Origin of the sequence: Streptacidiphilus sp. MAP12-16 (genome assembly GCF_041262165.1) — a bacterium.
Classification (GTDB): Bacteria; Actinomycetota; Actinomycetes; order Streptomycetales; family Streptomycetaceae; genus Streptacidiphilus.
The window spans coordinates 66,891-78,651 of record NZ_JBGCBY010000019.1 but is presented as its reverse complement, the minus strand read 5'-3'; the positions used below and the strand labels follow the sequence as shown (position 1 = coordinate 78,651).

Here is an 11,761-nt window from a genome sequence, read left to right as displayed (position 1 = left end):
CCCATACTGGCAGCCCCGCCGCCGTGAAAGAGGCTTGATGTCACCTCGTGGTGTGACCACCCCCAATCCCCGGGAGCGACTGTTCGCCGCGGCGGAGCGCGTGCTGAAGCGCGAGGGCCCGGCCGGGCTGACCAGCAGGGCGATCACCACCGAGGCCGACTGCGCGAAGGGACTGCTGCATGCCCACTTCGCCAGCCTGGACGAGTTCGTCGCCGACCTGGTCCTGGACCGCTTCGCGCACACCGCGCGACAGGCCGAGCAACTCCCCGACAGGGCCGGCCAGAGCACGCTGGCCGCGAACCTGCGCACGGTCGCGCTGGCGCTCCTGGCCGAAGCCGGCCCCACCATCGCGGGCCTGGCCATGGCGCGCCCCGCCGCCTCGATGCGGATCCGCCAGGCGTGGGAGGCCGACGCACCGGGCTTCACGGCCATCCAGAAGTCCATCGCCGACTACCTGACCGCCGAGAAGGCACTACGACGCCTGTCGGCCGCAGCCGACTGCGACGCGCTAGCGCTAGCGCTGACCGCAACCGTGCACCACCTACTGATGACCAGCTGGGCCGGCGCCCCCGACCCCGGACCGCAAGTGGAGCGCGTCATCGCCACGCTCGTAGGCGGCACAGGCGTTCCAGTCTGAACCCGGCAACGCGTCTTGACCTTCGAGTCTGGTCGAAGGCATCCCCTCGGGGACCATTCATGGGCCGGATGCCACTGGGCACGGGCGGAGAGCGCCCGCCCGGCGCGCCGCCACGCCCACACCAGCGCTCGGACCAGGTCGCTCCCGCCAATGCCCGGACTTCTTCAGGGGCCACGTAGCTCGGGCCACTCCCCCGATGCTGACTCACGGCGAAGGCCGCGAGCAGCAGGGTCATCAGCGCAAGAGCACGCGTTGTCATACTTGTATAAATAAAGCAAGTGATAGCTATTTTAAACCGGCCACTTGCTATTTTAAACTCCTCACCCTAGGCTACCCACATGAAGAGCTACCAGCAGTACTGCTCCGTGGCCCGAGCGTTGGACGTGGTCGGGGACCGCTGGGTACTGCTCATCGTCCGCGAGCTGCTGGCGCTAGGACCCAGCCGGTACAGCGACCTGAAGCGAGGGCTGCCGGGCATCGCCAGCAACCTGCTCGCGGAGCGGCTGAAAGCCATGGAGGCCGAGGGCCTGCTCGAGCGGTACGACGCTCCGCCCCCGGTCGGGACCAGCCTGTACCAGCTCACAGCCCGAGGCCGGGAGCTGCAGGACGTCCTGCACGCGCTGGCGTGCTGGGGACTGGAGCGCATGCAAACTGTCACGGAGGCCGAGGACGCGGTGCAGCCTCAGTGGACCGCGCTGTTCGCCGCGTTGGAACTGTCGCCGCGCGTCACCCCGGGGACCGAAGTCGCGGTGGGGCTCGAGACCGGCGGCGAAGCCGTCCACGCGATCCTGCGGCACGCCACCTTCGAGATCCGCCGCGGAACGGCCCCGAACGCCGACGTGACGCTCTCCGGGCAGGCGTCGCTCGTCGGTGCGGTCCTGTCCGGTCGTCTGACCCCGGATCAGGCTGCGGACCTCGGCCTGGAGATCGCCGGCACACCGTCCGTCCTCACCGACCTCCTGTGCGTCCCCGCTCATCCGTCCCTCAGATCAGGAGCCACACCATGACCTACACCGAAACGGACCTTGTGGCATCGATAGAGCGCCTCGCCGGCGATGGCCTGGCCGCACTGTCCCAGGAGCAGCGGGACCAGTTCGACCAGTTCCACAGTGGCGGAGCCGAAGCCGTCGACCGGCTACTGGCCAGCCTGCACCTCGCGTCGGGGATGAGGGTGCTGGACGTCGGCTCCGGATTCGGCGGACCGGCACGGCAGGTCGCCCGCAGAACTGGTTGCACCGTCGTCGGCGTAGACATCACACCCGCCTACGTCCACGCGGCCGTGGCTCTGACAGACACCGCAGGGCTTTCCGGGCAGGTCTCGTTCTTCTGCGGCGACATCGCCGGCTTCGACCCGGCCGAGTTCGACGCCGGCTACACCATGCACGTCCAGATGAACGTCGCGGACAAGAAGGCCTACTTCACCGAGATCGCCCGCCGCCTGCGGCCAGGGGCGCGCTTCGCGACCTTCGAGGTCTGTCTGAGCGGCGACGCCCAACCAACCCCACCGCTGCCCTGGTCACTCGACGGTAGCGACAGCTTCCTGGCCACAGCCGACGAGTTGCGCGCCACGATCCAGTCCAGCGGGTTCGAGCTTGTCGAGTGGGTCGACGAGACCGCTTGGGTACGCCGATGGTTCGAGGACCTCGGACGCCGCATCGCGGCCGGCGGAACCCAAGCCACCCTCCCCGCACTCCTGGCTGATGGGCCGACTCGCATGCTGAACTTCGCGGTCGCCCTCGCGACAGGCGTCCTGACGGTTCACCGAGGCTCGTTCATCCTCGCACGGTAAGCAGCGAAAGCGCGTCGCGCTGTCGGGGTTGGCCTCACCGCTTCAGTTTGCGCCAGCCACCGGCGCGGTTGTTGGCGATGATCTGCTTGAACATAGCGGTGAGGGCCGGTGCGTTGATGGTCTCACCCTGACGCACTGCCACGGTGCGGGCGGTCTTGTTGTCGTGGCCGGCGGTGATGATCCCGTCGGGGTCCGGGACGATAGCCCCGTCATAGAGGAAAACGTTGACGTGGTCCTTTGCTGCCAGCAGAGCGCAAATGTTGCCCTGCAGGACGAAGTACGGCCGGTTGGTGCGCTTGATGGTCTCAGTCACCTGCGGGTCGGCGGTGTGGACCAGATCACGGACCTCGCGGCAGATGGCCTGCTGCCAAGCGGGCAGGGCCTCGATGTAGGCGTCAACTCGTGGGTCGGCGGTGTAGGTCATGGTCGCTCCACCGTAGCCGAGCGCTGGCTCCCGAGTATCGGCCCGCAGGGCCCTTCGGGCTGCGAGATTCCGCAGCCGTAAGAGAGAACGGACGCTGGCCCAGGTCGACTGAGACCGCGGCTGACTTCACAATCCTGAGGACCGATCCCCGCATCGGCGCGGCGGGCGGGCTCAGCCGTTCAGCCGGTCCCCCGGCAGGGCTTCCCGGAGTGCTCCAGCGCCTCGTCGGTACGGGCCGGGCCGGGACCCTGAATCCGTCCAGCTCACGGATCAACGCTGCGGTGTCCGGACGGGCCGGTGTGTCCAGTGGTTCCACTGTCGATGTCGGGTGTCGGGTTGCCGAGGTGGTTGTCAAGGGGGCTGGGGCGGGTGGCGCCGACGTAGCGCGGTGCCCAGGTGGGGTCGTGGAAGACGTCATCGAGGACGCGGACGACGGTGCCCGTACGCTCGGCGTGGACCATGGCACCGTGGCCCAGGTAGATCCCGACGTGGTAGATCGGGCCACCCGGTTCGGCGAAGAACAGCAGGTCCCCGGGGATCAGCTGGTCCGGCTCCAGGTGTCGTCCATGGTCGTGCTGGAGCAGGCTGTAGTGGGGCAGGACGATGGTTCCGCCGCTGGCCTGGTACCAGGAGTACAGGGCAAGGCCGCTGCAGTCGAAGCCCACCGTGTGGTCGGCCTGGCATACGCCGTCGAGATAGCCGTTGACGCCGTCGCAGAACCCGACGGTCGGTCCGCTGGTGTCGCCCCCGCCCCATGCGTACGGCGTGCCGAGCACGTTGCGCGCTGCGGCGACCGCCGCCAGGCCTCGAAGACGCTCCGCCAGGTCGGCTCTACATGGTTCGGCATCCACGGAAAGAGGCGCGCTTGACGGGGCTGATGCCTCGTAGGCCGCCTGGCCGTGTATCGGGGTGACGCAGAGGCGGGTCGGGGCCCAGGCGTGTGCGGGGCCCGGCCCGGCGAGGAGTACCAGCGCGAGGACACCGGCAGCAGCCAGTGCACGCGCAGGTCCTACCGGAAACGCTGTTGGGGGCATGGGTGGTGTCAAAGACAGCTCCTTCATCTGCCGGGCCTCACCGATGGGCGTCGGCGCACGGCGTGCATGTACGAGGTCGGGCCGCCCTGGATGACGGGGCGTCACCTGCCCCTTGGACGGGAGACATGCAGACCAGGGTGCCGAGTAACCCGCAAGGCGGCTTGGCAGAGCCCGGCCCACGCTGCGGGAGCTCGGGCTCTGGTGGGGGCTTGTCAGCTGCTACAAGGTCTCGCGGTACGCGTAGCACCATCCGTCAATGAACAAGTCCCGGTCGGCGGACGGGTCGCTGTTGCGAGCTCCATCACAGAGCTCGGCAGGGGTCGGCGACGGCGAGCATCGGCGCGGGGGCGTTCACCCTGGCCGGAGCCTCGGAGGCAAGGCTGTGGGCGGCCTCCGCGCCCTTGAGGTTCCACAGGGTGCGGACCAGCTGGGCGGTGGCTTGGTCGGTGTCGTCGAGTGTCGGCGTCATGGACCCACCGTCAGGCCCCCGCGCAGTCCAAACAACCGCCAAACGCGGAAGTTCACCCGATCACCGCGTGCGCGCTGCGATCTCGGCCCAGCGGCGGACCAGATCAGCGTCCTCAGGCTCGGCGGGCGACCTTGGCGCGAAGGTCGCTAACGGGCCTGTTCCGCCGTCGGGGTGTGGGGTGCGGCGGGCGTTGGTTGCGCGCCCACGGCGACCAGTCCCTCGCCTTGACGCACGCCTACCCTTCGGCGAGGTATCCCGACAGCTGAAGGAAGTCGAGGTAGCGGTCGAGCAACTTGGCGTCCACGGGCGGGATCTCGATGCCGCTGCCTTCCAGAGCCCGGTCGGCGTTCCGTCGCGTGAAATTTGGAAACGTGCTCTTGAAGTACATCTCGCTCACGGTGATGTCTGCTCCGCGACAGCGATCCACAAAAAGCGGGACGAATGGCGTCATGGGATGGGCCGGGTGTCCGGCCGCATAGTGAATGAGATCGGTGACCCACTTGCTGTAGCGGGTCTGCTCGACCGCGTATCCGCGTCGGCGCAGACTGTCCGCCAGCGATCCTACGAGAGTGGGCCGAGGGTTGGTCAGATGATAGGCAATACCCTCGGCCGGACGATGCGTGGATATGTGCGTCACCGCGAGCGCGAAGCATTCGGCCGGAAGGAAATCCAGTGGTAGGTCGATATCCGGGCAGCTCCCGGAGTCGGCGATGTACCTGATGAGGGCGCATATTTCGGTGGCGGTGTTCATCACGCCCGTCTCGCTGCTGCCCGTCACGTCGTTGAGACGGTAGATGGCGATGGGCAGCCCTTCGCCGAAGGCCTTCTGCAGCAGAATTTCCGACACCCATTTGCTCTCGACATATCCGACCGACAGATAATCGGCGAAAGCGAGTGGCGTATCTTCGGTGACCTCGCGAACCCCGGCCGGCCCGAACCCGGAGAATACCGCCATGCTGGATGTGTAGTGAACCGGAATCGCCCGGGAGGCAGCCAGGCGAATGATCTCCCGAGTGCCTTCGACATTCGCTCCGCGCAGGTCGTGGTACGGGTAGATGAAATTGACCTGGCCGCCCAGGTGGTAGATGGTGTCGATGGTCGATCCCAGACTCTCGAACGTCCCGGGAGGAAGTCCGAGGTTCGGTTCGCTCAGGTCGCCGACGATCGGGTTGATGCGGGAGGTGGCCAGGTCGCGGAGAAGATAGCGCTGATAGACCGCCCGGATGCGCTCCCATGCCTGGTCGCTGTCGGATGCCCTGACCAGGCAGTGAATCCGCCCCGTCGTCTGCTTCAGCAGTGCGTCGATCAGGTGGGCACCGCAGAATCCTGTCGCTCCGGTGAGCAGAATGTCGGTCGGCTGCCGCCAGTTCGGTGGGTGCGAACCGTTCCGGTGCACCGAAACCCGGAGCCCGGTCTCGGATTCGAAGTCGACATCACGGTGGTCCGCGCTGACCAATGTACCGGCGCGCGCTCTTTCCGCGCATTCGGCGAATGCCGCCAGCGCCGAATCGTGCAGCAACGACCTGGTCAGTTCGCGGATCTGCGAGACGCCGATACCGAACATGATGCGAGCCCGGGCGAGCATCTCCATGGCCAGGAGCGAGTTTCCGCCCAGCTCGAAGAAATCGTCATCCGCGCGGGTGGACTCCACGCCGAGAATCTGACTCCACAGCTGGGACATTCCGGCGTATACGGATGCCCGTGGTTCGGCGTCGGGTCGGGTCGGCACCACGTCGGGTTGCGGCAGGGCCGCGCGGTCGATCTTTCCATTCAGGGTGAGGGGCATGTGGTCCACGGCTATGAATGTCTTCGGAACCATGTAGCCGGGCAGGGTCTCGGAGAGGGCGGATCGCAGCTGTTCGGCGATTGTCCGGGCGTCATCGACTCGATGAGGTCCGACTGCCGTGTAGCAGGCGACGAGGTCTCTCTCTCCGTCACCGCGGCCGCGAGCCACCACCACGGCCTGGCCAATGCCCGGCTGGGCTACGAGTGCGGCCTCCACCTCGGCCGGGTCGACACGGAAGCCGCGTATCTTGATCTGGTCGTCGGCGCGGCCGATGATCTCCAGTTTTCCATCGGGGCGCCAGCGGCCCACGTCCCCGGTACGGTACATCCGCTCTCCTGGCGTGGGGCCGTACGGGTCCGGCAGGAACTGACGTGCTGTCAGTCCTGGCTGCTTCCAGATGCCCCGGGCGAGGTGGGAGCCTCCGATGTAGACCTCGCCCCTCTCGCGCGGCGGTACGGGACGCAGTCGGCCGTCGAGTACATACACACGGGTACCCTCCAGCGGCCGGCCGACGGGAGCCGGAGCGGTGTCCTGGTCGGCGAGGAGGTGCTCGCTGAGGTTGCACAGGGTGGAGGTGATCGTCGTCTCGGTGAGCCCGTACGCATTGATGAGCCTGGCTCCGGGGATCTTCCGCAAGGAGAGGCGGCAGTCCTTGCTGTGGATGATCTCGCCACCCACGATGACGAGTCTCAGTGAGGAGACAGCACTCTCTCCGGGGCTCAGGATGCCGAGGAGCCGGTGCCAGAAGGCGGGGGTGAGGTCCGCGACGGTGATTCCGCGTTCGGGGAGCTGAAGCAGTAGATCCGTGGGTGCCCAGGCGTGTCGGCTCGCGAGGACGAGCGTGGCCCCGCTGATCAGGGTCACGAAGATCTGCTCGATCGAGGTGTCGAACCCCAGTGCCGCCATGTGCAGGACTCGATCACCCGGTGTCAGTCCGTATTCCCGGGCCACGACCGTGAGGGCGTGAGCCAGCGACCCGTTGGTGATCATGATCCCCTTCGCCGGTCCCGTGGACCCCGACGTGTAGATCATGTAGGCGAGGTCGTCGGGCCGGGGACCGGCGGGTGGCTGCGCGCCTTCCGGTGACGTCCCGGTGGGAGAATCCGCAACGTCGATGACATCGGCCTTGCGACCGGCGAACAGCTGGGCGTGGTCACTGGACGACAGGATGATGCTGGAATCCGCGTCGCTGACCAGCTGAGCGAGACGCTGCCGGGGAGTGTCCGGATCAAGGGGCAGAAAGGCACCCCCGGCTTTGAGTACCGCCAGCAGAGCGACAATCAGGTCGGCGCTGCGGTCCATGCATACCGTGACCACGGACTCCGCGCGAACCCCCTGCTCCCTCAGCCGGTGCGCCAGCCGGGTCGCGCGCCCGTCCAGACTCGCGTAGCTGAGGGACCCCTCGTCCGAGATCATCGCGGACGCGTTCGGAGTACGAGCGGCCTGAGCCTGGATCAGGTCGGTCACCGTCTGGTCCAACCGCCCGGCACGTACGGCCCGATGGTCTCCGGTGCGAACTCCTTCGGATGCCTGCACCGCTCGGGCACTCGCAGGCCGCATATCGGTCCACATGCCCTCGATCGTGGTCACGCAGTGCGACGCCGGTCCGGGCTCGCCGATCTGGCGCCATCCACCGGGAATCCCGGTGTCGCCTGGCCAGATCGAGTACTGCTGTTCGTCGTTCCGCAGGACGACGTGCGATTCGGCCGACTCTCCCACAATCCGGTCGCTGTTCGTCACTTCAGTCTCCCGCCACGTAGGGCGTTGGCCGACCTCGGCGCCCGTCACAGCGTCAGACAGCCTCTGAGTTCCCCTATACCCGACCCTGGCAACGGCAAGCACTCGCGTACGTCGGAGGATCCCACCAGCACGTCGGCGACAACGCGGTGACCCTACTCAGGGTAACTGCACGGACAGTGACGATCCGACGAGTGAGTGTGTGCATCGTGAGGCTGCGCCTGAAGTGGTCGGCCCACGACGATGACCAGGTCAACGCTCAGTCAGATCTCTGCCCTACTGGCCGCAACCACCACCGTCACCGCCGCATCGGCATTGAGCGGACTCCCCGGCGGTGTCACCACTTGATGGTTCTCACTGTTTGAAGGCGGCGTCCATCTCCTCCACATCGCGCAAGCCCGCCCGGCGATCGGCCGGTGGAGTCAGTAGGAAGGATTCGGCCTGGTCAGCGGTGAGCGGGCGGGCGAACAGGTACCCCTGGCCGAGTGGGCAGCCCATCGATATCAACAGCTCCTGCTGAGTCGGGTTCTCGATCCCCTCGGCGATCACCGTGACCCCGAGAGTGTCCGCGAGATGGGTGATCCCCTCAACAAGGGCGTACTGCTGCTGCGAGTGGCCGAGCTCGTTCACGAACGATTTGTCGATCTTGAGTATCGAGATCGGGAACTCGCGCAGGTAACTCAGTGACGAGTAGCCGGTTCCGAAGTCGTCGATCGCGATGCGGATGCCGAGGTCGCTGAGGGTTCTCATCTCGGCCAGGACGCGCTCGTCGTGGCGCATCAGGAGACTCTCGGTCAGTTCCAGGACCAGGGAGGAAGGCGCGATGCCGGACAGGTCGAGAGCCCGGTGGACCACATCAACGAATCCCTCATCCCTGAACTGGCGGGGAGACACGTTCACGCTGACGTACGACAGCTCGGGGCCGGCTCCCCCGTTTCGCCGGCCTGCGGCGATGCGCTGCCACTGGACGGCCTCCACCACCGCCTGATCGAGCACCCAGGCGCCGAGTGGAACGATCTGACCGCTCTCCTCGGCCAGGGTGATGAACTCTTCCGGAAGTACCACGCCGCGGGTGGAGTGCGGCCAGCGCACCAGCGCCTCAAAACCGGCGATTTCACCGCTGCTGAGCCTCACGATGGGCTGGTAGAGCACCGTGAACGACGTTTTGATCGGTGCCTTGTCCAGACTCTCCTGGAGCTCGTGCCGCTCGGCCATACCCGTCTGCAGGACCTGCCGGTACCGGCGCCACTGGCGTTTGCCTGCGGTCTTCGCCTCGTACAGAGCCAGATCGGCGTGTGCCAGCAGCTCGACGGAGTCGAGACTGTCCCCTGTCGTCGCGATGCCCACGCTGGCGTAGACGCTCACCGGCCCCACGCTCAGCCGGAACGGTTCGGCGAACACGCTGAGCACATGCTCAGCGAACGTCTCGAGGTCACTTGGCGTCACCGAGTCCTCGACGAGTAGGGCGAACTCGTCGCCACCGATGCGCGCCGCGGTGTCGGACGCGCGGACCGTCGTCGACAGGCGCATCGAGACAGCGACGAGGAGTTCGTCCCCCACTGCGTGGCCGTGGAGGTCGTTCACGACCTTGAAGTCGTCCACGTCGACGAAGAGGACACCGACCACTGTGCCCTCGCGCTGGCTCTGCGTCAGCGCGTGGTTGACACGATCCTGAAACAGCACCCGGTTGGCCAGGCCGGTGAGTGAGTCATGGAAGGCTCGGTGGGTGAGCTCGCGCTCCAGATTGCGTTGTTCGGTGACGTCCCGCAGGGTGAGTACCAGCCCGCTGACCGTGATCTCCTCCCTCAGGTCGCTGAATCTGACCTCGACCTCAATGACTGAGCGGTCCACACGTACCATCCGCCAGTGCTCACGTCTTCCCGGGTGGTCGCGGTCCCGCATCCGGGCGAGCGTCCGAACGACGGTGCGGGTGTCCTCCGTCGGAACCAGATCCGTCAGCAGTGTGCCCTCCATGGCGGGATAGCCGAGAACCTGGTCGGCCGACGGGCTGGCGTACCGGACCCGGTCGACATCGTCCAGGATCAGGATGACGTCCGAGGCGTTCTGCACCAGAGTCCGGAAGTACGCTTCGCTGTTGCGCTTGGTGACTTCCCGGCTCAGTGCGATGCGCTCGATCGCCAGCGCCGCCTGGGAGGTCAAGGTCTGCAGGCTGTCCCGTAGCACGATGAGGTCATGCTCCTGTCCGGCCACGATCAGCGCCCCGACCGGCGAGTATCCGGCAGGGTGGCCCTGCAGCGCGAACGGGCTGACCAGCGCGCTCTGCACACCCTGGAGATCAACGAGGTCGGTCCCCAAGCTGCCGAGGCTCACCAGGCGGCTCTCGCCGGTGGCCGTCAGCGTGCGCACAGTGTCGCTGATCTCCGCCGACGCGGGTGTGTACTCGCCGTCGTCGACACGTATCAGCCACAGCACATCGTCCTCGTGGATGGCCAGGCGGGCGTCACCGTGTGGGCCGACGGCGGTCGTCAGCGTCGCCACGGCGGTACGGACGGCAGCAACCACCTCCCGCACCGAGCCGGCGGCACCCAGCGACGCCACGGCGACGCGCAGGACCCTCTCCCGGCTGACTGCCTGCCGATGGGTTGTGACCACGCCCGACAAGCGGAAGAGCACCAGGAAGAACAAGATGGCGGAGAACGCTCCGATGACGCCCGCGTTCTTGGTGTCGCCCCGTACGGACTCCATGATGAGCATGAACGGCGCGATAAGTGATGCCAGAGTGAGCAGGCCCAGTCGGCCACGTGCGGCATCGGGCCGCCACTCCACCGGTTGGGTCAGCGTGACCATGGAGGGGTGCAGCGCGGCGGCTCCCCAGGCGCCGTAGAAGAGGGCCCACCCCAGTTCCACCGGCCCGCCCGTCTTCCAGTTTCCGTGCAGCTGGATCAGGGCGTAAAGGACGTCGGCCGTCAGCAGGCCGACCGTGCCGGCGGTGAGCAGCGCCAGTGACACGCTCTTCCCGCCTCGCGGAGCAAGCAGTCGCAGCAGCATCGCCAGCACGAGGATGTCACCGAGCGGGTAGGCGATGGAGAACGCCTTCTGGATCCAGGTGAGCTCGACGATGTGTGCGTAGGGGACGATCAGGTAGATCCAGGAGAGCAGTGCCAGACCGACGGTCAAGGTCAGCGCGTCGACCAGGCTCGCGCGGTCGCGCCTGGCCGTCCGCCAGCGGACGAAGCCGAACAGCCCTGCGGCGTACAGCGCGTAGGTTGCCAGGTAGAAACCGTCATCGGCCGCGGGGAACGGATTCGGCTCGTGCAGATACTGTATGAGAATGATCTGTACTAGCTCGCCCACCGTGAAACTGAGATTGGCCGCGGCGAGAACCAACCAGGGAAGCCTGTGTGCCGGGCGGTTGAGGGAGATACCTCTGAGGATTCCGATAACCCCGCTGAGCCCGATTCCAACGAAGATCAGTCGCTGTTCGGGATAGGCGTAGTACAGAGAGATGAGCAGTACCATCCACGCACTGAACCCGGCCATCTCATAGCGCCACCGCTGCCTGGTCTTCAATCCAACCACCCTCCTGCGCACCCTCTGAAGGGAGCGCCCGGATCCGGCTCGGTGACGGTGCGCGGAACCTGGATCTCGACGATTCCAGCCGACGAGAAGATGTCCGAACCCCGGCTCAGTGCGGCCGGACGGCTCGGCGTATGGAGTATGATCGAGTGGACAAAAGACCAGGTCAGGGACAGGAGCCCGAGGTCACCGGTCTTTGCATCCTCCCTGTTGAGACTTCGACATAAACGTGCCACCAGTGTACTCGACCACCCGGATATTGCGCGTATACATACAGTCTTCGCGCGCGCTCCCTGCGAGCTGTGGCTGGGGAAGCCACATTCCTGTGACGCTCTGTGATATCTGCAC

8 protein-coding genes are annotated in these 11,761 nt (G+C 66.5%); 3 read left to right on the top strand and 5 right to left on the bottom strand.

The window, feature by feature from the left end; all coding sequences use genetic code 11:
* Nucleotides 1–37: 37 nt before the first annotated feature.
* The 3 genes from ABIA33_RS24200 to ABIA33_RS24190 all read left to right on the top strand — a co-directional run bounded on the left by ABIA33_RS24200 (nucleotide 38) and on the right by ABIA33_RS24190 (nucleotide 2,426).
* The gene (locus ABIA33_RS24200) at nucleotides 38–637 is read left to right on the top strand and encodes a TetR/AcrR family transcriptional regulator (protein WP_370084505.1); all 600 of its coding nucleotides are present in this window, start codon (nucleotides 38–40) and stop codon (nucleotides 635–637) included.
* Between the two features lie 338 nt (nucleotides 638–975).
* A complete protein-coding gene (locus tag ABIA33_RS24195) occupies nucleotides 976–1,644 on the top strand; it encodes a winged helix-turn-helix transcriptional regulator (RefSeq protein ID WP_370084504.1) in 669 nt (222 codons plus the stop codon).
* Nucleotides 1,641–2,426 (top strand): cyclopropane-fatty-acyl-phospholipid synthase family protein, encoded by a 786-nt coding sequence (locus tag ABIA33_RS24190; RefSeq protein ID WP_370084503.1) that lies wholly within the window; start codon nucleotides 1,641–1,643, stop codon nucleotides 2,424–2,426. The genes ABIA33_RS24195 and ABIA33_RS24190 overlap by 4 nt, the downstream gene beginning before the upstream one ends.
* A 34-nt stretch (nucleotides 2,427–2,460) precedes the next feature.
* Here ABIA33_RS24190 and ABIA33_RS24185 read toward each other — a convergent pair whose 3' ends face one another.
* The 5 genes from ABIA33_RS24185 to ABIA33_RS24165 form a co-directional block, all read right to left on the bottom strand.
* Nucleotides 2,461–2,850: a DUF1801 domain-containing protein gene (locus ABIA33_RS24185; RefSeq protein ID WP_370084502.1), complete on the bottom strand. Its 390-nt coding sequence runs from the start codon at nucleotides 2,848–2,850 to the stop codon at nucleotides 2,461–2,463.
* A gap of 263 nt (nucleotides 2,851–3,113) precedes the next feature.
* Entirely contained in the window at nucleotides 3,114–3,701 is a 588-nt protein-coding gene (locus tag ABIA33_RS24180; RefSeq protein ID WP_370084501.1) for a C40 family peptidase, read from the bottom strand.
* A 484-nt stretch (nucleotides 3,702–4,185) separates the two neighbouring features.
* Nucleotides 4,186–4,353, bottom strand: a complete 168-nt coding sequence (locus tag ABIA33_RS24175) for a hypothetical protein (RefSeq protein ID WP_370084500.1) — start codon at nucleotides 4,351–4,353, stop codon at nucleotides 4,186–4,188.
* A 235-nt stretch (nucleotides 4,354–4,588) separates the two neighbouring features.
* Complete coding sequence (locus ABIA33_RS24170) at nucleotides 4,589–7,927, bottom strand: amino acid adenylation domain-containing protein (protein ID WP_370084499.1); 3,339 nt, start codon at nucleotides 7,925–7,927, stop codon at nucleotides 4,589–4,591.
* 303 nt (nucleotides 7,928–8,230) lie between these two features.
* A complete protein-coding gene (locus ABIA33_RS24165; RefSeq protein WP_370084498.1) occupies nucleotides 8,231–11,191 on the bottom strand; it encodes a putative bifunctional diguanylate cyclase/phosphodiesterase in 2,961 nt (986 codons plus the stop codon).
* Nucleotides 11,192–11,761: the final 570 nt, after the last annotated feature.

Coding starts and splice junctions, on each gene's coding strand:
- ABIA33_RS24195 (WP_370084504.1), top strand. CDS start 976: ATGAAGAGCTACCAGCAGTACTGCTCCGTGGCCCGAGCGTTGGACGTG.
- ABIA33_RS24200 (WP_370084505.1), top strand. CDS start 38: ATGTCACCTCGTGGTGTGACCACCCCCAATCCCCGGGAGCGACTGTTC.
- ABIA33_RS24190 (WP_370084503.1), top strand. CDS start 1,641: ATGACCTACACCGAAACGGACCTTGTGGCATCGATAGAGCGCCTCGCC.
- ABIA33_RS24185 (WP_370084502.1), bottom strand. CDS start 2,850: ATGACCTACACCGCCGACCCACGAGTTGACGCCTACATCGAGGCCCTG.
- ABIA33_RS24175 (WP_370084500.1), bottom strand. CDS start 4,353: ATGACGCCGACACTCGACGACACCGACCAAGCCACCGCCCAGCTGGTC.